21 protein-coding genes and 1 tRNA gene are annotated in these 21,281 nt (G+C 55.4%); 16 read left to right on the top strand and 6 right to left on the bottom strand.

Going from position 1 to position 21,281, the window contains the following annotated elements; genetic code table 11:
* The first annotated feature begins 4 nt into the window (after window positions 1-4).
* The 8 genes from AABO57_18535 to AABO57_18500 all read left to right on the top strand — a co-directional run bounded on the left by AABO57_18535 (window position 5) and on the right by AABO57_18500 (window position 6,095).
* On the top strand, window positions 5-265 hold the full coding sequence (locus tag AABO57_18535; protein ID MEK6287719.1) for a hypothetical protein: 261 nt from the start codon (window positions 5-7) through the stop codon (window positions 263-265).
* A gap of 5 nt (window positions 266-270) precedes the next feature.
* Window positions 271-465 (top strand): hypothetical protein, encoded by a 195-nt coding sequence (locus AABO57_18530; protein MEK6287718.1) that lies wholly within the window; start codon window positions 271-273, stop codon window positions 463-465.
* Window positions 466-623: 158 nt separating this feature from the next.
* Window positions 624-944: a hypothetical protein gene (locus AABO57_18525; protein ID MEK6287717.1), complete on the top strand. Its 321-nt coding sequence runs from the start codon at window positions 624-626 to the stop codon at window positions 942-944.
* 19 nt (window positions 945-963) lie between these two features.
* On the top strand, window positions 964-1,347 hold the full coding sequence (locus AABO57_18520; protein ID MEK6287716.1) for a retropepsin-like aspartic protease: 384 nt from the start codon (window positions 964-966) through the stop codon (window positions 1,345-1,347).
* A 155-nt stretch (window positions 1,348-1,502) separates the two neighbouring features.
* Entirely contained in the window at window positions 1,503-1,871 is a 369-nt protein-coding gene (locus AABO57_18515) for a phosphotyrosine protein phosphatase (protein MEK6287715.1), read from the top strand.
* A 39-nt stretch (window positions 1,872-1,910) separates the two neighbouring features.
* Window positions 1,911-3,452 carry an NCS1 family nucleobase:cation symporter-1 gene (locus AABO57_18510; GenBank protein ID MEK6287714.1) on the top strand — a complete coding sequence of 514 codons (1,542 nt, stop codon included), beginning with the start codon at window positions 1,911-1,913 and terminating at the stop codon, window positions 3,450-3,452.
* A 260-nt stretch (window positions 3,453-3,712) separates the two neighbouring features.
* Window positions 3,713-3,787, top strand: a tRNA-Ile gene (locus tag AABO57_18505).
* 52 nt (window positions 3,788-3,839) lie between these two features.
* A complete protein-coding gene (locus AABO57_18500) occupies window positions 3,840-6,095 on the top strand; it encodes a tetratricopeptide repeat protein (protein ID MEK6287713.1) in 2,256 nt (751 codons plus the stop codon).
* 117 nt (window positions 6,096-6,212) lie between these two features.
* On the opposite strand, the gene AABO57_18495 is transcribed toward AABO57_18500, so the two are convergent.
* A complete protein-coding gene (locus tag AABO57_18495) occupies window positions 6,213-7,577 on the bottom strand; it encodes a Fic family protein (protein MEK6287712.1) in 1,365 nt (454 codons plus the stop codon).
* Window positions 7,578-9,035: 1,458 nt separating this feature from the next.
* Here AABO57_18495 and AABO57_18490 point away from each other — a divergent pair.
* From AABO57_18490 to AABO57_18480, 3 genes are read left to right on the top strand one after another with little or no spacing between them, the layout of a single operon-like run.
* Window positions 9,036-9,641, top strand: a complete 606-nt coding sequence (locus AABO57_18490) for a CFI-box-CTERM domain-containing protein (GenBank protein ID MEK6287711.1) — start codon at window positions 9,036-9,038, stop codon at window positions 9,639-9,641.
* A gap of 13 nt (window positions 9,642-9,654) precedes the next feature.
* Entirely contained in the window at window positions 9,655-9,831 is a 177-nt protein-coding gene (locus AABO57_18485) for a hypothetical protein (GenBank protein ID MEK6287710.1), read from the top strand.
* Between the two features lie 53 nt (window positions 9,832-9,884).
* Window positions 9,885-11,627, top strand: a complete 1,743-nt coding sequence (locus tag AABO57_18480; GenBank protein ID MEK6287709.1) for a hypothetical protein — start codon at window positions 9,885-9,887, stop codon at window positions 11,625-11,627.
* A 363-nt stretch (window positions 11,628-11,990) separates the two neighbouring features.
* On the opposite strand, the gene AABO57_18475 is transcribed toward AABO57_18480, so the two are convergent.
* Entirely contained in the window at window positions 11,991-12,365 is a 375-nt protein-coding gene (locus tag AABO57_18475) for a hypothetical protein (GenBank protein MEK6287708.1), read from the bottom strand.
* Window positions 12,366-12,636: 271 nt separating this feature from the next.
* On the opposite strand from AABO57_18475, the gene AABO57_18470 reads away from it, so the two are divergent.
* From AABO57_18470 to AABO57_18460, 3 genes are all read left to right on the top strand, one after another.
* A complete protein-coding gene (locus AABO57_18470; protein ID MEK6287707.1) occupies window positions 12,637-13,053 on the top strand; it encodes a hypothetical protein in 417 nt (138 codons plus the stop codon).
* Between the two features lie 56 nt (window positions 13,054-13,109).
* A complete protein-coding gene (locus AABO57_18465) occupies window positions 13,110-13,430 on the top strand; it encodes a hypothetical protein (GenBank protein ID MEK6287706.1) in 321 nt (106 codons plus the stop codon).
* Window positions 13,431-13,567: 137 nt separating this feature from the next.
* Window positions 13,568-13,852 carry an AbrB/MazE/SpoVT family DNA-binding domain-containing protein gene (locus AABO57_18460; protein MEK6287705.1) on the top strand — a complete coding sequence of 95 codons (285 nt, stop codon included), beginning with the start codon at window positions 13,568-13,570 and terminating at the stop codon, window positions 13,850-13,852.
* 415 nt (window positions 13,853-14,267) lie between these two features.
* Here AABO57_18460 and AABO57_18455 read toward each other — a convergent pair whose 3' ends face one another.
* A complete protein-coding gene (locus AABO57_18455; GenBank protein MEK6287704.1) occupies window positions 14,268-14,492 on the bottom strand; it encodes a hypothetical protein in 225 nt (74 codons plus the stop codon).
* Between the two features lie 594 nt (window positions 14,493-15,086).
* On the opposite strand from AABO57_18455, the gene AABO57_18450 reads away from it, so the two are divergent.
* On the top strand, window positions 15,087-16,832 hold the full coding sequence (locus AABO57_18450; protein MEK6287703.1) for a DEAD/DEAH box helicase family protein: 1,746 nt from the start codon (window positions 15,087-15,089) through the stop codon (window positions 16,830-16,832).
* Window positions 16,793-17,530: a DUF3883 domain-containing protein gene (locus AABO57_18445; GenBank protein MEK6287702.1), complete on the top strand. Its 738-nt coding sequence runs from the start codon at window positions 16,793-16,795 to the stop codon at window positions 17,528-17,530. Before AABO57_18450 ends, AABO57_18445 begins: the two co-directional genes overlap by 40 nt.
* A gap of 98 nt (window positions 17,531-17,628) precedes the next feature.
* Here AABO57_18445 and AABO57_18440 read toward each other — a convergent pair whose 3' ends face one another.
* The 3 genes from AABO57_18440 to AABO57_18430 form a co-directional block, all read right to left on the bottom strand.
* Entirely contained in the window at window positions 17,629-18,768 is a 1,140-nt protein-coding gene (locus AABO57_18440; protein MEK6287701.1) for a M48 family metallopeptidase, read from the bottom strand.
* A 190-nt stretch (window positions 18,769-18,958) separates the two neighbouring features.
* On the bottom strand, window positions 18,959-20,305 hold the full coding sequence (locus AABO57_18435) for a pentapeptide repeat-containing protein (protein MEK6287700.1): 1,347 nt from the start codon (window positions 20,303-20,305) through the stop codon (window positions 18,959-18,961).
* Between the two features lie 211 nt (window positions 20,306-20,516).
* Window positions 20,517-21,200: a ferritin-like domain-containing protein gene (locus AABO57_18430; GenBank protein MEK6287699.1), complete on the bottom strand. Its 684-nt coding sequence runs from the start codon at window positions 21,198-21,200 to the stop codon at window positions 20,517-20,519.
* Window positions 21,201-21,281 lie beyond the last annotated feature (81 nt).

Raw genomic sequence — 21,281 nt, 5'->3', positions numbered from 1 at the left:
TTGCTTGCAGCTAGAAAGCTCTCAAGCTATTCTTCACGGCATGAGCACCGGCGAGCTTATCAAGCAAGTCAAAGCACTGCCGCCTCGTGAGCGGCGCAAATTCCTAAGCGCGGTCCTTGCACTCGAGGAAGATCAGCCGGCGCGCCTTGCAACGAGCACCAAGCCGGTGAAATGGCCGGACGTGGAAGCGCGAGCCAAGCGCATCTTTGGTAACCGCATACTGCCGAACCTTGTTCTGCTGGAGCGCGAAGACGAGGCCTTCTGAGGCGGATGACCCACCGACAGCAAATCAAACTCGAGCGGCTTCGCAATGACATTCAGGAGGGTCTCGGCAGCGGAGACTCTGCCCCCTCGACATGGAAGCAATCAAAGCTGAAGCGCGAAAGCGAAGGCGGCTCGCGCAGAGTAAGCGGAGAAAGCAACGTTAATGCGCCAAGTTCTCAGGAAGCCGCTCGCGCGCCCTGATTCTCGATATCTGGAATTACGTTGCAGATGACAGCCCGCCAAAGCAGACCGCCTGCTCGATACGATCCACTAGCCCCGTCAAACCCTCGCATTGCCCCAAGCGCCGCACCGAAGATAGAATGGCACTGAACCCAATCCTATTTCGCGAGGACTTAAGCATGGCAGACTGGCAAAGCAATATAGTGATGGAAGAAGTGACCGACCCCGAAGAGTTGGCCAAGGCTCGAGCACAGGACGAGCGCTTTGATCGCAACTCCGCGTGGTTGCAAGCTCACATCCCAGAGGTTTATTCGCGCCATCGCGGCAAGTGCATCTGCGTTGCGGGTGAAGAACTATTTGTGGCTGACACCCCTGAAGAGGTCCTTGCTCAGGCGAGAGCGGCACATCCGGAAGACAACGGTAGTACCCTGCTTCGCTACATCCCTCGAGAGAAAATGGCCCGTATCTATGCTGATAAATGGCAAGTGGCTAATGTGTGATGACGGCGTCGTGAGACCCATGGTTCGTGGCGAGGTCTTGGCTGGCGATGATTCGTGGGAGTGGGTCGAGTTTCTGGTCGACACCGGGGCCGATCGCACCGTGTTCAGCGCGGCAACTCTCGCAAAGCTGAGTCTCCAACCGATAACAGCACACGAAGGCATCAGCGGTTTGGGTGGCGGCGCCGATTCCGTCATCGTTGAAACTCAGATTCGGCTGACCCGCGAGAATTCCGGCAAGGTTGTATTCCGCGGTCACTACGCCGCGGTAACGGAGTTGGGATCGCTGGACATCGACGTATTGGGCCGTGACATCACGGGCTTCTTCACCGTCATTGTTGACCAGCCAGGTGGCATTATCTGCTTGCTGGGTCAACGACACCACTACACGATTCAACACGATTGAGGAATCGGCACGCAGCAAACCGCTCGAACGAAGGAGCGCTCGAGAGACCGCGCTTCGAACCCCTAGCCATGCGCGTATCCGGTTCTTGAGTTTCGCTGCATGAAGGTGAACGTTCGAGAGGCACTGCGCAACGTTCTGCAAATCAAGGTTGTTAGATGGCTACAAAGCTGAAGGTGTTGTTTGTTTGCGAAGCGAACCGTTTGCGCAGCCCGACTGCGGAAACGGTCTTCAGCGGCCGTCCTCAACTAGAGGTCAAATCAGCCGGTGTCGGCAAACAGGCTACCGTACCGGTTACAACTGAGCTGCTCGAGTGGGCCGACTTGATCTTCGTCATGGAGAAGCGGCAGCGCAACATCATTCACTCCGCGTTCAAAGAAATCTATCTGCGCAAACGAATCATCTGTTTGTACATTCCCGACCAGTTCGAGCTCATGGATCCGGAGCTGGTTCAACTGCTCGAAGAACGCGTCACACCGTACCTGGAGAGAAATCCCAACGACAAAAATGATGAATCGAAGCGATGATGCTGCTAGAATGCGCTAACCCATTCATCGGAGGAACGCATGGCCTCTCTGGGGACTCTTTATACGCGGGACTTCGTCGAGCTCGACGAAGACGTCTCCGATAGCCCGTTGTGGAACGAAGACCTCGCGCCTGTTCCCATTCTGAAGCGCAATTGGACCACCTACAACTACGCCGCATTGTGGATCAGCATGGCTCACTGCATCCCGACTTATATGCTCGCTTCGAGCCTGATAGACCTGGGCATGAACTGGTGGCAAGCGCTCGTGACGATTTTGTTGGGAAACGTAATCGTACTCGCGCCGATATTGTTGAACTCACATCCCGGCACGAAGTACGGCATTCCGTTTCCCGTGTTCGCGCGCGCAAGCTACGGGACGACAGGGTCGAACTTGCCCGCACTCATGCGCGCAATAGTCGCGTGTGGGTGGTTTGGCATTCAGGCGTGGATCGGCGGAGAGGCCGTGCACACGTTGATTCGCGTAGTGTGGCCCGGATGGCAGACGCTGCTCGGCGATAAGATCGGGTCTCCTGCGCTCATCGCGGGGCACACGCCGACTGAATACATCTCGTTTCTGCTCTTTTGGCTGCTCAACATCTACATCATCTATCGCGGCATGGATTTGCTGCGCAAGGTTGAGAACTGGGCCGCGCCGTTCGTGCTGGTTATGGCCCTCGCACTGATGGTCTGGGTGTTGTGGAAAGCCAAGGGCCTCGGCGCGATTATGCACGGCGAAGACAAGTTCGGCAGCTTCGGAGCTTTCTGGAAGGTGTTCATCCCGTCGCTTACCGGCATGATCGGTTATTGGTCCACGCTCTCGCTGAACATGCCTGACTTCACCAGATTCAGCCGAAGCCAGCGCGATCAGACGATAGGGCAAACCGTAGCGCTGCCCGCAACGATGGTAGTCTTTGCCGCAATGGGCGTCATCATCACGTCTGCCTCGGCTATTATCTTCGGAAGGACGATCTGGGACCCGGTGCAGTTAGTTGGTCAATTCACTCAGCCCGTCGTAGTGGCGATCTCGATGTTCACGGTGGTAGTCGCGACGTTATCGGTCAACATCGCTGCCAACGTCGTTTCTCCGGCTAACGATTTTGCAAACGCCTTTCCGCGCTTGATCACGTTTCGATTGGGCGGGCTGATTACCGGCATTCTGGGAATCGTGATGCAGCCGTGGAGATTGCTGGCTGATCCCTCGGGTTATGTTTTTAAATGGCTCGGCGGGTATTCAGGTGGACTAGGCTCGATTGCCGGAGTGTTAATCGCCGATTACTGGTTGATAAGACGCAAGCACCTCGCGCTCGGCGATCTGTACAAGACGCGCGGCATCTACACCTACGCCGGCGGCTGGAATTGGCGAGCGGTAGCGGCCACGCTGCTCGGTTGCGCGATGGCGTGGGGAGGTGCACCGATACTCGGGGAGGGGCGAGCGCTGATTCCGGTGATGAGGCCACTCTATGACTATGGTTGGTTCGTAGGATTTTTCGTGTCGGGCATAGTTTACTTTGCGCTCATGAAAGCCGCGCCTGTTGTGGGCGGCGCCCAGCAGTTGGAGACAGTGCCGCCCGATGGGGACTGAGCAACACCTCCGCAGTGCGAACTCGATGAGTTGAGATGCGTAGCGATCATTGCGATCTATTTGTTACCTGAGTCCAAGGCTTCGCAACTACATCATCACATCACCATCGCTACCACTTCGTTCGTCGTGCAGTATGGAAGAGTGCTCAAGCTTGACACTGCGAAATTCGCGCAACTAAGATGCAAGTTTGCCAACGGGTGCGCGGTGGCATCATGCAAAGCGAACGCGGACTTATATGGCTCCACGGTTTGAAGGCAGAAGGCCCCTTAGCTCAACGGCAGAGCAGAGGACTCATAATCCTTTGGTTGGAGGTTCGAATCCTCCAGGGGCCACCAATCCTTTCAACAATTGCAACCTTTACCCAATTCGACTATAGGGAGCGTAACCATGAAATCTGCTATAGCATTAACATTGACGTTGACCTTCTTTCTTTTGCTGTCGGCTCCCGTGGCCTTTGCCGACGATCAGGAAAAGGCTCAGAAGAAGGCTCTCGAGCAGCAAGCAAATGACCTGATCAGGGAGGCTAAGGGCCTGGAGAAATCAGGTCAATTGCTTGATGCCCGCTCCCGCTATGTCAGTTCCCAGGCTTTCTGGGAAACCAAAGACGCCATCCAGGGAATCAAGCACATCGACGAAGAGATTCATGACCGGGTTAAGGACGCACTGCGCAAGGCGCATAAGCTCTACGATCAGGGCCAGTTCAAACCTGCCGCGGAGGCGCTCGAGGATGCATTGAAGCTGGGGGAATCGACCGCGATTCTCTCTTACGATCTGGCTCTTTGCTATCAGCGCACAGGCGACATTGCTACCTCGCTGGCATATCTGGATCAGGCGACTAGCGCAAGCCCGGACCCCAAACGAAGACTCAAACTCCAACAACTGCGAAGCGCCCTTGTTACCGGCGAGCAGGCTATAGCCTGGAAAGATGCCGACCGCGGTCGAGTCGACAGCGTAAACGGCCTTGTCGATAGCATCGGTTTTGAGACTTCGCTCGACGAGGGGCCGCCCTCGCTTCAAGGGGGACCCGAAAAGCCGGATGCCTCCATAGTCCCTGCCGCGGTCAGCAGCGACCCAGCCACGAGTCCCGCCAAGACATCGCGCCGCAGTTCGAGTCTGTGTCAGGCACTGAAGAGCCTGGGCTCTATTCCGGCCAACAGCCCCACCTATAGTTTCGACCTCGCGAACTGCGCCGAAGACAATGATAGACCCGGCGAGGCTTCCGCCCTGCTCACCCGCTATCTCCAGATGTCTCCCAAGGCGGTCGACTCCGACCGCGTCCGGCTGCGGATCGCAGACTTGAATGCCCTGGCCGAACTGCCCGAACAGAAGGGCGCCCAGGTCCGCACCCTTTACTCATCGGCGTCCCGCTCACTCGAAGAGCGCAAGTACGATCGTGCCCTGGTGGAGTTTCAAAAGGCTGCCTCCACGGACCCCAGCTTCGCACCCACCCAGTGGAGATTGGCACTGCTGTATGAAGCCATGGGCAATGTAGAACGGGCGCAACAGTACTTCAATCGGTTTCGTGAACTGGAATCCGACGCGGCCGCCCGAGACGCAGCAGGCCTGCACCTTGAAACCATCGAGATCAAGCGCGACACATACGACAAGGAGGTCGATGCGGCCGAAGGCATCCTCTCGAATTTGCTCAATCGAGCAATGAACCTGACCTTCAACGGAATGGACGACCGCGCCGCTCTTTACAAGCAACGCGCCAAGGCGACCAAGAAGCTCTATAAGAAAAGCCAACACCTGAATCGTGTGGGAGGTTTCTCAATTCCCTTTGCCTATGCCAAGCAACAGTTGGCTGAGGCCGGCGATCATCTGTCTACGGCTCTCGCGCTTTTCCCGCTAGGGGCGGAAGCCAATCAACTAATGGGGCTGGTTTTCCTCCAGGCCAACGATGGGCGTTCAGCTATGCGCTGCTTCGATGCGGTTTTCGCTCAGAATCTGCCGGTCTCGTTTTACGGACAGTTGCGCGGCCACAAGCAGGACCACGCCGTCAAATGCGAGCTCGGGCGCGATCGCTTAAGGCTCATCTTCTTGTGCTCGTACGACAAGAAAGCCAAACCGACTCCGCCCGCAAAACCCGCCGGGGAAGATGGCTTGGGAGACCTGGTGGTTGATCCGGGTTCTTCCAGAGAGCAAGATTTCGAATCCCTCACACTAACACTCGCGGAGATCAGGAGAGTCGAGACCAAAAACGGGCAGCTCTTGTTGAAGCTTGCAAAAGAAGAGGTCACGCTGTCGCCCATCTTTATGGCCGCGGTTACACCCACCGAAGGTCCCCAGGGACGCCGATTTGGCAACAACTACACGCGACTCTTTGTCCGTTATCCGGGTCTGGAGGATTCCAAGCTCGCGAAGGAAGGCCTGACCACCGGCGAGAAACTCAAGCTCGCCTACGACATCGCTAATGCCGGGATGAACATCGCAACCAACCTCAACCCGATCGGCGCGGTCAGCGCATTGCAGAGTTTCATCAAGATCACCCGAGAAATCCGTGGCACCGTAAAATCATTGCGCGTCGACTTCGCTGCATGGGAGAAGACCTTTGAGGACCAGGCGGCCTTGCAAACCGGCAGCGCCTTTAGACCGATTCCGACTGCCCCGGTCAGCTTGATCTTCCTGGAAGAATTCAAATGATCATCGCCAGTCTGGCATCGCCCGTGTTGGTGCCATGGCCAACCGGCCCGGCCCGCGACCGCGAACCACCGGCGCCAGCAGCGCTCTGCTGTGGTAACAGCAGCGCCATGTGAAGTGTCACGCGCGCTGAAGAGACTCTCGCCAGGCTTGGTACTCCGACGGACGCAACTTGAAGCGAGCGTAGTTGCCTTCGTGCAAGTTGTCTAATTCTCTAACCGCCATTCGGACGAAATCGTCCAAGTGTTCCGGGGGCACGCGGTCCACCGCTGCTGCGGTCACTACTTCTACAGTGGGCCGCGCGAGGTTGCGCACGGCTTCGCTCACTACTTCAGTAAGTTCGTTGCGGAACCTGAGCCTAAACCTGTCGGGCTGCCCCAGTGATTGGCTAATGGCGACGTAACGCTGGCAAGATCGCTCGTAGGCCCACACAAAGACATCCCGCAACAACTCGACGCGATTTAGTTCGTAGACTCCCAGCAGCCCGGCGATGTAGGCGCGCTCCGACACGTCCACGAATGAGAGCGGGCATAGGTTGAGGCGGACGAGCGGGATGTTCGCCCCCAGCCGAGAGACACGTTTGTTTACGTTCTCGAACGGCTGCAAGTAGGGCAGGTGCACCATGGCGAAGAATGCCTGCTCGAAGGGCTCACGAATGGCAGCGGCCGTGTCTACGACTTGTTGAAAACATTCTTCGATTAGCTGTGGCGCCTCTAACGGGTGATACACCGAGTCGTTAATCCCAACGCCGATGCGCCGCAGCCGACCGCTGGCGCCAGGGTCCGGCAGCAGGTTATCCGAGAGCAGCGCATGAAGATTGAGAATGGTTTGCCTGTTGAACGCCAGGTCGTCGGCTGAATCTACGAGGAACTCAATGGCAGCTTTGTGATTCAAGATCATCTGGGTCTCGGCCGCGTCTTTGCCCTCGGCTGCCTGCCCGTGCTCGATGAGCCGCTTCGTGTCAAGCCACGAGTAAGTGTTGCCTTCCAGTTGTGACGATGCCCACGATAGGTCGACCAGCAGCCGGTCAAGAATGTGACGCGCGTAGGTGCCTGCTGGTTTTTCTGAGTCGGGAGTACGGCCGATACGGTTGAGATGCGCGATCGTTTCTGGCGTCAAGTAGCTACTTTTGTTGGGTCTGTACTTGTCTAAAAACTCGCGGTTGTAACCAACCGGGGTGCGCTCAGCCAGTGGCCTCCACACTTGCCGGCTTACCTCGACTCCTGATGGAGATAGTGCAACGGAACTCTCCTCTCTCTTCGCTTCACCTGCCGCCGGGGGTAGCAAGTAGCGGGTCGAGCGCCCCTTCTTTTCGGATATCAGTCTGCGAGCCGCGATTAATTCCGATAAACGTCTTTGGAGTGATCGGCGACTGATTTGGTCGCCAAGCAATTTGGACAGGGCGTCGATGCCCATTCCTCCAGGCGAACTTATGATATGCGCAAGCACTTGTTCATCGATCTTGGCGGTCACTTTTCTCGGCACTTCTAGTTCCCCTTCGATGCGGTCTTCAGTAATCGTTCCGGCAAACCATCAGGCTCTATTCGCGCCATTGGACTTCGACCATGTTTGGCGCAATTAAACCTATTCGCGCCATTCGATTTTACCATATCTGGCGCAATTACCTCTGTGCGCGCCAATAGTTCCCGACACTTCTTGCTAATTAAGCCTCTTTCGCGCCAAAAACACTCCACATATTTGGCGCGATTAAAGCGCTATTGACGCCAACGGAAGTGAGGTTGCCAAAATCAAGGCAAGCGAGAGGATCAGGTCGATCTATTCGGCTCGCTGTGGACTATCGCTTACCTTGAGACGCGCTTTCGCCCGCAGCTTGTCTCGCATAAAGGAGCCCGCGGATTGATGCAGTTCATTCCTGCGACCGGACGTAGGTATGGCTTACTCACCCTCAGCGATTTGCACGATCCTCTGCAATCGATCGACGCTGCCGCAAGGTATGTCAGAACCCTCAATATGATGTTTGAAGGAAGGATTGACCTGGTGCTGGCGGGCTATAACGCAGGTGAGAATGCAGTCATTAACTCAGGCTATAGAGTGCCGCCCTACCGCGAAACACGAAGTTACGTTGCGCGCGGAGTATCGGTTTTCAGACGTATAGCTCAGACGAATATCTTCTCTCTGCAGCCGCGCCTGCAGGTTCAAACGCCAGTCAACCAGGCCTCTTCGTCCGCCAATACTTCTCCGCTCGCGTATCGACCTGCTCCCACAGGAACCCAGTCTACCCGCTCTATTTACTTCCCGCACTAAGCCGATCTTACTCAGGTCCCTTCCCAGACACGTCACATCGAGCACGAGCAGCCATTTGCTCAGTCTTCAACAGGCAGCGGTGTGGGAGCAAACGAGGGCTACATTTTTCGTACCCAGGGTACATATTTCGACCCGGGGGTCTATTTTTGTACCCGGTTCTAGGCGCTCGGTCTGAATAGCGTAAGAGCTCCCCGCCAGCACTGCACCTCGGGCTCGTCGGAATGCCCTCATCGCGGACGCGCTCGGCTGGACTCGCCTCTCGCTCACTCAGCTCGGTCACGTCTCGCTGACGAACTCTTCTTCGTAGTCTCGCTCGATAGCTCTTCGGACTTCGTGCTGGCGTATATCGTCGAGCAGTTCGATTGACTGTTGGACGGGCTAGTCTGGGCTACGCTACTTTGTCAACTTGATTAGGTGTACTAACGGCGGTACCATTCCACGCCGCTTTTAGTACGATGATTTGAAGTTAGACGCTTACTATTGCAGTATCCCGCATTGTCGGGATTGACAGGAAAAAGATTTAGAAATAGACTGGCCGCCTTCACAGAAGTAGGCCCGATTCAGAATCAATAATCTTGATTCTGAGCATCTGTTCTCAAAGCAGTACCAGACGAACTAGGCGAAGAGACTGATTGGGGGAAATCTGCCATAAAGCCAGAACTAGAAAGGAGACTGTTTATGGAATCTGATGTTGAAAAGAAAATTGAATGGAAGCCAATCGGAGTTGGTCCTGCAACTTACAATCTGCGCATTAACCGAGCGATTGAAGGGCTCTCGGATTCCTCAACTTCTGAGGATCGAAAGTTTGTCGAGAATCTGCCGAACTTAGCAGTTGAGTGTATGAAATGCGGCAAGATTCACCGCTTTGCGGATTATCTTAAGGGCTGTCCCAATTGCTCAAGCACTAGCATTGGTTTAGGTGGAAGTCCTTCCCGGGTTAGCGTGGAGTGTGGCCGCTGTGACCAGACAATTTTGGAGTCAATAACCTGTGAATGCGGTTGCGTGAATCCTTTGAACAGTACGACACTACGCGAACCGAAAACCTCCTCTGGGGTTTGCTTTATTGCAACAGCAACCTATGGTTCCCCCCTTGCTCCAGAGGTAGTACTATTTCGTCGTTTTCGAGATGACGTACTGCTTAACTCAAGAAGGGGAAGGATATTCGTTACTACTTACTATAAAGTGTCACCACCTTTCGCCTTTCTGCTGTCTAAATCCCGTCTCCTAAGAAAGATCACAAGGGATGTACTGCTTCAACCGCTTTTGCGACGGATCAAAAAGTGAAAGGAGTTTACATATGGCTGCACCGACAATCGGCACAGTTCGCTCGGGTAGTGGACAACTCTTCAAAGTGGCATGGAGTTCTTATGACAAAGATGTCTATGTTGATTGGGCAGGTTGGACTTATGTTGGCAAGGCATACTCAGCAAAAGAAGCAATGACAAAAGCTGAGGCTTGGTTGTACAACAAATGACTCGGCCACCAGGTACAAGCGGGATAGATAACTTGCACAAAGGAGCAGAGTAAATGGCAAACTTTGTTCATAATGTAGCATCGGGAGAGGCCGCTTATTCTCAATGGAAGCGATATCTACAGCAGCAGGAGTACACCACTGATATTACTTCTGCTATTCGTTCTCAAACCAAGTCATACGAAACTGAAATTAGGAAAGCTTCCGAGGCAATGAGATCATCAACTGATGAGGCTTCACGCCAACAAGCAGAAGCAATAACAAATGCAGCCACCATGGTTGTTGGTAGGCTAGACGAAGGCTTCTCTGAACTTGCATCAGGGCTCTCGACCCTAGAAATGTCTGTTGATCGTATGGCTACTATGCTTGACTGGCGATTGTCCCAGGTGATTGACCAGCAGAGAATCTCTAATCTTTTACTAGGAAACATCGCTCTTCTGCTTCGCATTCCTGATATACAAAAAGAGCGTCAGTATTTTATTGAACAGGGATTCAAACATTACAAAAACGCCGCTCTTGACAGTGACCTCTATCAAGATGCGATAGACAATCTGCTGGAGGCAGAAAAACGCGAAAAAACTGATTATGTTGTGCTGCATACTATCGGGAGGATTTACCGCCATTCTCCAGACCTCCTTGATCTGCCAAAGGCAGAGGCCTACTTTAGAAAAGCGGCAAAGTATGCTGTTGTAGAGTCAGGTCCAAATGCAGAGAGGGCCTTTGATGTCCTTACAAACGGTGTCGGTGCGAATTTGGCTGAACAATCCATAATGCCGCAAGCCGCAGCCGCAGAATCTTACCATCAGGCGGGCATCACCTGTTACGCGCAAGGAAAACTGGCAGATGCGGTTGAGCTTTCCGACAGAGCCCTCGCACTGATGCCATCCCTGCTAGAGGCCGGCTTTGTTAAGGCAAAGGCCCTCGCCGCAGGGGGCGCTGAGTCAGAAGCCGCAGAAGTGCTCGAAGGAGTAGTAAGAGCAGAAAGATTCTACGCAGTAAAGACAACGACTGATGGAGACCTTGCGCCAAAACCAAAGGTGCAAGCCCTGTTGGTCAAACTGAAAGATGAGTATGGACAGAAAGCGCGGCATGCTATTGATCAACTCAATCGCGCCATAGAAACAGCGCAAAAAGTTGGGGCGCACAACCGCTTAGCTGAAAACATTAATGCCTCAAATACTCTGGAGCAAGAATTCAAGAAAGGGGGCTTTTTCACTTATAGTGGCATACTCCCGAAGGCTAACGAATGGAGCGAGCAGGCTTTCAAAATTGCGGAAGATACTCTCTCGGAGAAGATTTCAATTACGGAGAGTAATTTACGTCGACTCGATTTGGAAATGAATCAAGAAATGGCCACGATGAATCAACACGTTTACGCTCTAAAACAGGAGCGTGAAAACATAAAAGGAAAGAGCAGTGACAGTATCTTTGGTTGGTTGTACGCTATCTTATTTCTCCCTTCTGCTGCAATAGGATGGTCTATTGCGCAGCCACTTATGAGGCCATCTGATCAATTTGGGAGGGGTGGAAACATGGGGGGGCCCATTCTCTTGTTTTTAGGAACTACTTTTCTTGGCCCAATCATCATTTTTGGCGTCCTTCAAATCCTTCTAAAATTCTTGTCAGTCACAATACCGAAGAATCAACTCTCGAAGCGAATAGAGAGAAGTGAACACGAAAATGAAAGCGCTAAGGCGAGAGTCGAATACGAATTCAGCAGCCGAAGAAACGAAATTAATAAGCAACTATCCGAGCTTCAGCAGCTGTTGCAAAAATGTAGAGCAAGGCAATACGTCTAACCGTTCATCGAGACTTGCCTGAGCGATGGTTTCTCAATGCGCGCAACACTGCGGGCAAGTGATATTTGTTCTTTCATCGCATTGGATAGACCTCGTCTCGGCAGCCTCTCGGCTCCTGAGGTTTGTTTGATTTCAGACGGGCAGAATAAGTCACAAATGGGCGGACAATGATTTCTTGAAGCAAGCAGAAAACGGCTCTGCTTGGTCAGAACCCAAGGTTGGCAAAGAGCCTTCCCTCTGCTTGCCTCCGGTCCGCTCTAGCAAACCATATTGCTTTGCCGGGTGTCACACAGAGCAAACCTAGTCTGCGCTGCTCCGCGTCCCAGGATCATTCCTAGTCACGCACGCCGGAGACGGCTGCAACTAAGGTCGTTCAATATCGGTATTGCCGTTTGTGATTGGAACGCAGTTTGCCCTTCTACCTGGTCCATGAACGGCTTTCGCTTTAGCCATAGTCTCAACTACGCTTGCGAGGACCAGGAAGAGATAGTCATCGTCACCAGCAAACAATACTTGGCTGTCGCTGACGACTTCTTGCGAAAGCTCTTTCCCGAACTCACTCCAGAACGGTTGCCTTATCCAGGACCTTTTACCGTCTTCATCACTGATGACGAATGCGTACTCCACTGACTCCGAAGGAGAACTCGAATCGTAGTCGATGAGTCCAGTGGCCGCGTAGTTGAAATCAATGACCGTGACTACGGCGAAACTGAAGCTGTCCAGCTCGGTCCCGAGCATCTGACTGATGCCGACAAGAAGTACATCGCTTCTGAGTTCGTTCGCTCCCTCTATCAGATCGACCCGGCCACCAGGTCTAAAGACATCGAGCGCGCCCTCAGGATGATGCTACCCGATTCTGCTTTGAAATTCGCACGCTACCTCGTCGTCATCTGGGCAGGACCGACGACGTCACCGTTGACGAACGCATCTGGGCAACATAACCTAAGCGGCGTTTGTAGGTGGGTCACGAAGTAGAGATGCCCAAGCAAAGCACAAACAAAAGGATTCGATGAGCCGACCCAAACACGACGACAAGAAACGGACCATTCTGGACGATCTGATTGAGGAGATCACGGTCGACGCCTACCGCGATGACGAGAAGCTCTGGGCTTTCCGGCAGGCTTTCGAAGACCACGTCACCGTGCCCTGTGAGGGATTCGTCATCGGCGAACCGGTCTCGCTGATCGAGTTCGACTACGATGGCAATGAGCGGCGCGGGCTGACTGCGAGGTGTCGTCGCGAGGACGGCTCCGAACACGTCGTAGCAGCTTCCGATGTTGTGGTTCCGCAGCGATCGAGGGGAGCTCGCTACATCGCCGCCTATCGCAAGTGGCTGGGCTTCGAACCGTTCCCTCCCGAACCCGCTGCCGCCCATCGCACACGCGGCAGCACAAAGGCGGTCAGACAACCAGCACGCGTTCGCTGATCGATGAAGTCAGAGCGCGGAGGGGATGGGACGACAGCCAAGAGAAAGAATGATTCGTGGCCAAAAAGACGAAGAACCCAAATCAGAAGATGCAGGCGTGGATCGACGCGCGAAAGCGCCACCATCTCTCCCACGCCCAGGTGCAGATGGCGCGCGAGCTGGGAATGAACCCCGCGAAGCTGGGCAAGCTCGACAACCACAAGCAGGAGCCTTGGAAGCTCCCCCTGCCGCAGTTCATCGAGGAAATATACTTCAAGCACTTCGGACAGCCTGCCCCTGACATCGTGATGTCCATCGAGGAGCGCGTTCGTCTCGATCATGAGAAGAAGCAAGCTAAGAAAGTGGCCAAGGAGAAGCGCGCCACCGAGACACAATGAGCGAGTATCAGCATAAGATGGAGTACACAAACACAGCGGCCGTCTATACTTTCTAGTAGATTGACGGATGATATGCATCTGGTAGACTGAGAGCGAGTTGGATTTTCTAGCAAAGCTCTAACCAGTCAGATACTCATATGTCGTTAGTCAAAGTGAAACCCAAAGGTGAGGTTACGCTCCCATCCGCGCTCCGCGAACGGGCCGGCTTGAATGTAGGCGATCTGCTAGAAGCAAGGTTTGAGAAGGGAAAGATCACGCTCACGCCCAAGAGCCTCATTGACAGGCGGATTGAAGAAGGACTGGAAGATATTCGCAGAGGCCGCACGTACGGTCCCTTCGACACTGCCGATCAAATGATCGAGTCTCTCCAGCGCAATATGAAGGAGCGGGCCAAAACTAGGGTGCCACTCGGAATCCGGTAGCGCTCGCAAGTGACCGCTGTCGCCCATCGAAAGAAATGAACTCAATCGCGCGCATGGATTTCGCCGCAGCGACATGCAGGATATCGAGACTACGCGTGCCGGCTGTCGCTGAATGCCGTTCGCTCATCCGCGCCGCTCGGCGAAATGCAGCCGGCCACTTAACCGTCGCACGAACCAGGCGGGCACTCCTCAGGTCGCTCTCCAGATTCGCCCAAGCTGCCGCAACATCGGCTGCGGTCAACAGGCCGCGAAAGACACCCAACTCGAACGCATTTCTGACCTCCAGCGCGTGCAATGCCGTCCAGGCCAGTGGCACGCTCGTCCCAGACAAGTAAGCTTTTGCCAGTGGTGTATTAGCGTCCAATAGATAGCAGGAGACGAGGAAGCTGCTGTCAGCGTAATGGTCCATTATGGTTCAGAGGGTCTCTTCCTCGCGATCCAGCAGAACCAGATTCGGAAGCACGCTATTGCCAAAGATGCGCTTCGCTCGCGCTTCAACATCCGGCCATTTCACACGCTTAGTCTTCATTGGCGAATGTGCTTGCTCGTTCACTTCGAGTGCGAGGAGCGCTTTGAAGACCTTCTGTCGCTCACGACGCGGTAGCGCTTTGACTTGCTTCACCAATTCACCGGTGCTCATACGGTGAGAGTAGCCTGACTAGTTCCCGTTCGCAAGCTACTCTCTCTTGCCTCCCATTAATCTTCTCGATCAGATCTCTGCTGTACCAAGCCAGCCTCGCGTCCGATTTTGAGCAGACGGACGGCGCGCGTATGATTCCTGTTGAATTCCGCAGGGCTGCCAGCGTGCGGCGAGTCTTTCACGAGGTCGAGAACCGTGGAGAGCGATGAGATTCTGAGGACTCAGATCGAGAGAGCCCGCGCCGAGTGTGAGCGTCTCCGAAAAGAGAATGCCGATCTGAGGCTTCGACTCGGTGAACCTTCCGCGGACCGTGCCCCAATTGTCGGGGCGCACTTCTCACTCGATCATAAGAAGACACAACCGGAGAAGACACAACCGTCAGCTACTGTAACGGCCGACTCTCGACCTGAACTGAAAGTGTCGTTGTTCAGAAATCTGTTTCGTGGCCGCGATGATGTCTATGCGGTCAGGTGGGAAGCGAGGAACGGTCGAACGGGATACTCGCCGGCGGGAATTCGCGAGTGGAGCCAAGCAACCTCCCCTGGGCAGAAGAGATCTTTTCGGCACAGCAAGCTTTTCCCTCTGACCGAGGAAGTGATCAGAGATCATCTACTCGGAAGACAAACCATCGGAGTCTATCCTCTACTACAGGATGATACCTGCTGGTTCGTTGCGGTGGACTTCGACAAGAAGACCTGGGAAACGGACGCCCGTGCATTCTTAGAAACTTGTTATGGGTTGGGCGTTCCAGCCGCGCTGGAACGCTCACGATCGGGGAACGGAGCTCACGTCTGGATATTCTTTGCAGCCCCGATTCCGGCGGCCCTGGCACGAAGACTCGCGAGCGCCCTGTTGACCCGCACGATGGAGCGGCGTTACTCGATGGGCCTCGATTCGTATGACCGTTTGTTTCCAAGTCAGGACACGATGCCCAAGGGTGGGTTCGGGAACCTGATAGCCTTGCCCCTGCAGCGCGGTCCTCGGGAGAATGGCAACAGCGTCTTCATCGACAATCAGCTTCGACCTTACGAGGATCAGTGGGCGTTCCTCTCTTCGATCCGACGACTAACGCAGGACGAAATTCAATCGCTCATCCGCATCACGATTCCAACCGGCGACATTATCGGTGTGCGACGGAGCGCATTCGAGGACGATGACGCGAGTGATCCCTGGACTCTGCCGCCTTCCGGCCGGTTACGCACTGGAGTTATCGAAGAACCGTTGCCCAGCAGTGTATCAATCCAACGCGGCGATATGCTTTACGTCGAAAAGAAGGGTTTACCGGCGGCGTTTCTGGATCGCCTGATTCGGCTGGCGGCATTTCAAAACCCGGAATTCTACAGTGCTCAAGCAATGCGGTTCTCGACTTTTGCCAAACCACGCGTTATCGCTTGCGCGGAAGAGTTTGATCATCACATCGCGCTGCCCCGCGGCTTAATGCAAGAACTGCTCGAACTGTTCGAAAGCCACGGAATCGCTGTCGAGGTGTCAGACCATCGCTTTGGCGGCATCTCCATCGAGGTCGAGTTTCACGGCGACTTTCGGGCGGGTCAGACGGAGGCTGCGAATGCTCTCGCTGGTTTCGATGACGGCATCCTTTGCGCGGCGACTGCCTTCGGCAAGACGGCGGTAGCGGCGCGGCTGATTTCAACGCGAAAAGTGAACACGCTGGTCCTCGTTCATCGACGCCATTTAATGGACCAGTGGCGGGAACGGTTGGCTGTCTTCCTCGGGCTTAGCGTCAAGGACATCGGCCAGATTGGCGGAGGCAAGACTTCGCGAGCTGAACGCATAGACGTAGCGGTCATTCAGAGCTTGATCCGAAAGGGCGACGTGAAAGACCTCGTTGCCGAATACGGCCAGGTGATCGTGGATGAGTGCCACCACGTCTCCGCCTTCACGTTCGAGCGAGTGTTGAGGAAGGTAAAAGCGAGGTACGTTGTCGGGCTAACTGCTACGCCGGTTCGCAAAGACGGCCACCACCCAATCATCCTTATGCAGTGCGGCCCCATTCGCTTCAACGTGAGCAGCAAGAAACAGGCGGCCGCTTCAGCTATTCAACACGAGGTCATACCCAGGTTCACTGAATTCACGGTGCCTCCGGAATGGACCGGCATCGGCATACAGGATATCTACGCTGCTCTAGTTAATGACGACCAGCGAACGGACCTAATCGTCTCTGATATTGTGTGCGCCGTCGAAGACGGGCGGGTTCCGCTCGTGCTTACGGAGCGTACGGACCACTTACAACTCTTCGTCGAGAAGCTATCGCGCCGCGTGCCCAACGTCTTCCTTATGGAATGGGCAAGAGGCAACGGGATGCGCTTGCTTCGCAGATAAAAGCGGTGCCTGAAGACCAGCAACGTGTGATCCTCGCGACTGGGCGTTACATGGGCGAAGGCTTTGACGATGCTCGACTGGACACGCTGTTCCTGGCTATGCCGATCTCTTGGCGAGGCACGGTCCAGCAGTACGTCGGCCGGCTGCATCGGCTCCACGCGAACAAGCACGTCGTCCGGGTTTATGATTACGTCGACGCTTGCGTGCCCGTGCTGAATCGCATGTACGAGAAGCGGTTGAAGGCTTACAAGGCTGTCGGCTATACCGTGACTCGGCCCTCTGGCGAGCAGGACACGCAGGCTGATCTCCGGTTCGCTGAAATTGAAAACGTCGCGGTTCGAGCGGTTATCGTTTTTGAGGAAGCGCAAGGTTGCAGGGTGGAAAGCGTCGAGAGCGATACTCGCGGCTTCGATCTTGTTTCGCGTCGTTTTCGCACCGATGATTCGCGCGAGCAGATCGAAACAAGGTTCATCGAAGTGAAGGGACGAGCCGGAGTCGGTGAGATAGCGCTCACGGCCAATGAGTACAAGACAGCTCAGAGTTTGGGCGATGAGTACTGGCTGTACGTTGTGTTCAACTGCGCGTCCGAGCCTCAGGTGACTGCCATCCAGAATCCCGCCAGACTCGAGTGGGAAGCATTGTCAAAGATTGACTGCTATCGCATCGGACCGGAGGGGCTACTCCGAGGGTTGAGCTAATAACTGCGCGGTACTATGGCTAACAAAAACAAATCGGGCCGGCCGTGCAATGGAGCACCGCCGGCCCTTCAGCTTACGGAGGAGTAATGAACTAACGCTTACAGTTGGCCAGGAGGCTTTGTCTCGGGCGGCTTTGTATCAGCCGGCTTGCCGTCGCTATCGCGCCTCTTCAGCGTCGGCTTGTCCTTCGCATCTTCACCGGTAGTGCTTGGCTGAGACGGGTCTTCACCTTCTTTACGCCGCTTGAGCGTCGGGCGCTTCGGACCCGTCTCGCGGTTTCCCGCCGCGTCGAGCGTCTTGGAATTCGTGATCGCAAGCAGTCGCGACTTCACTCGATTGAACTCTGACGTGCTGATTGTGTACTCGTCGCGATCCGGGAATCTCGCCAGCAGGTCGTGAACCTTGATGATGCGGTCGGGCGTCGGAGGATGAGAGCCGAACAGTTTCGAAAGAGTGCCCGGTTTGCGTTTTTCTTTTTTCTCGAGCTTCTCAAAAAAGCTCAGGAAGTTGTTGGGGTCGTAGCCCGCTGACCACAGATATTGGGCGCCGAGCTTGTCGGCTTCCGACTCGACGTTGCGGCTGAACTTGAGGAACGTCAGCGGCACGCCGATCTGCGCGGCCTGGTAAGCAATGTATCCGAGTCCGCCGGTCATGAAGATCAGCGGTATCATCGCATAGTTTGTGAGCGTCATCTTTGACTGCTGTTCGACGCCGTGACGCGCAGCCACGTGTGCGATCTCGTGGGCCATCACTCCCGCAAGCTCCGCTTCACTGTCGGCCGCCAGTATCGCGCCTCTGTTGACGTAAAGAAACCCTCCCGGCAGCGCGAACGCATTCACGTCATCCGAATCGAGCACCTTGATGGTGAAAGGAATCTTCGCATCCGAATGCAGCGCGAGGTTCTGGCCGACGCGATTCACGTATTCAACCACCACAGGGTCATCTACGAACTTGCCCTGCCGATCGACATCGGCTGCAAGCTGGCGGCCGAGGTTCACCTCCTTGTTAAGCGAGTAGAAATTAATCTGGTGGCTGTTGATATTGCGCTTGCCGATCATCAGCGGATTCTCGTCGTCGGCGAGCTTGCCCTTTGGCGCGCCCACGCCGCTCTCGGTCGAGGCTTGCGCGGGCTCCTGGTTCGGGGCGGGTTTCTTATCATCTGCTAGGAGGGGAGTCGGCGAAACAATCATCGCCGCGAGCATCATGACCGTAGCTCGCTTAAGTAACGTCGTTTTCATAGGTGTACTCCTGTTGTAAGCTGGTGAACGTCAGAGCCTCGGGCTGCTCCGGCTTTTAGCTTAGCACAGCGCTGAGTTGCGCCGGAAGCTTTGTACAAGTGCCGCGTTATTATAACCCTGCGAGATTAGACTCGTATTAGCCCTCTATTATAAATCGCTAATTGAGGCTCGGCTTCTGCGCTGTGGCCGGCTATCGAGTGCCGGCCAGCGTCTTGCTTCGTCGAAGCTCATCGGTGACAAAGTGGCCGCGCACTAGATCGACTCCAACGGCGGAGCCGTGCGGCGGCCGCAGCGTGAGTGCTGGGTTGGAAGTCGCTTCGAGCCATATCTGGCGGTTGCCCGTGAGAATCAATACTGCTTTGTCGCTTGTCCAAAAGGCGGTTTGGTGAAGCGCATCGACCATCCCCGCCAGTTGGCTCAGAGCTTGATCCAGTCCATCGTGCCGGGATGAAGGCAGGTGTGCAGCGAAGTCAGCGGACTGAGCATTCGCCCCCGGGGCGCGCTCGTTTTGTTCCGCGGCCGCTGATGCCAACTGGTCGAAGAGCTCCAGCGAGCCCTTGCCGATTATGTCCGCGAACTCTGCCAGGTAAGCCGCAAGACTCGACTCATGATCCGCTTCCAGGTAGAGAGCCGACGCGCTCATGCCCTCGTGGATTCCTCTCAGGCGTACGCCGGCATCCGGATGGCTGACCTGAAACGCGCACAAATGAGCGAGTATCACGACCCAAACATCGTCGCCGACCCGGCCCTCGACGAGTAACTGCGCAACTGGCGTCCCTATAATGCCGACGAATACCTCTTCGAGCGAGGCGCGATCTTCAATGCCGTCGATCGCCATGTCCACCCACTCAGCCCACGCGTCGGAAAGCTTAACGCCCGCGAACTTCACATCGCGCAGTTTGGCGCCCGTCAGGTTGCATCCGCTCAGATCCGCACCGGTCAGGTCCGCGCCACGCATGTCGCACCCTTTCAAAGTGCTGCCCGAAAGGTTTGCGCCCATCAAGTTAGCGCTGATCAAACAACATCCATCGAGGCGAACGCCGGAGAGATCGGTGTAGGAAAGATCGGCGTTTTCGAGCGAAGCTCCGGCCAGGTTGCTCCCGGCCATTTGGGCCATTCGGACGAAGGCGCCATTCAAATTCGCGCCGCTGAGATCGGTCTCGTTCAGGAAAGTGCCAACAAGATAGGCCCCCGCCAGATCGGCGCCTTGGAGGTTGGCGCCGGTTAGATCGGAGCCGCTCAGATCAGCCCTGCTCAGGTCGGCGCCCTTTAGCGTCGCGCCAATCATGCTCGACTCGACGATGTTTGCACCTGTGAGGTTGGCTCCGTTCAAAATTGCGCCGCTAAGAAAACAGCCCGTCAGCCGCGCTTCTCGGAGGTTCGCGCGATTCAAGTCGGCCATTCTCAAGTTGGCTTCCGCAAGGTCGACGCGGGCGAGGTCCATACCTGAAAGATCGGTCCGCACGAGATTGGCCGCTCGAAGCCCTTCACCCCGTGCAATGCGGTCGAGTATATCGCCTCTTGATAACTGCGGCATTGCGTGTTCTTAGTGGAGACGGCAAAACCAGGGGCCGGCGCTGAGTTTCAGCATCTTACAGAGGGGCGGTAGCGTTGGGATGCGCGTGAGACCGGGCTACACGTTGGCCCAATCCCCGGCTAATGCTATCTGGTATGACCAGGTGAGTAAATACAAATCTCGGTTGAGCTGAGCATCACGTAAAACCAAAGCGGCGGTGTCTGGATCGGCTTTAGCAACCGGGCGCGCGGCTTATCCCGATCTTAAGCCGGGCCATTTCCTGTATCTCTTCGGCGAGCTCGAGTGTGCGGCCAGCGGCCTGGCGGGCCACCTGCTGCTCGTTATCGTTCGAAGCGTAAATTGCGAGCAATCGCCGACCGAGTTCCTGATGATGTTGCTCGTCAGGTTGAATCACGTCGCGATAGAGCGCCGCCGTTTCGTGATCGCCGCGAGCCTCGCAGAAGTCGATAAAGCACTGGTTGCGGACCAGCGCAATCGCTTCGCGGGTGAACTGACCTGCGGCCACCCGCGCCACCGTGCTCTGAAGCTGGCGCAGATATTCAAACAGTGCCGAGTAGCCCCCTTCTCGCGGATCAATTCCATCGGCATCAACGCCGATAGCCTTCAGCCTGTCGGAAATCAATCGATAGTGCTTAGCTTCATCACCGGTCTGCCGGGCGAAAGCGAGCTTCACATCGAGCTCCGAAGTTGTGGCCATCCATATCGCCGCCACCTCGCTCGCCTCGAGTTCATTCTTGAGAGCGACGCGGAGAAGCCTGTCAATGGTCAACTCCTGAGGCGCTTCGCCCGCCGCGCTGAGCTGCCCGAGCCGCTCGAGCGCTGCATGGTTTTCTTCGGCGAGTGATGCTACGAATTCTTCTCCGGTGATCGCAGACGTGCTTTGGTTTGGCGACATTGTAGCCTCGCTTTGAGCTTCAAGATTATATCAAACCTCGAATGCGGACAAAGCGACCGGGCTCCCGGTGATTGACCAACA

Source organism: Acidobacteriota bacterium, assembly GCA_038040445.1.
In the GTDB taxonomy this organism is placed as follows: domain Bacteria; phylum Acidobacteriota; class Blastocatellia; order UBA7656; family UBA7656; genus Onstottus_A; species Onstottus_A frigus.
This window is presented reverse-complemented; position numbering and strand designations above follow the sequence as displayed.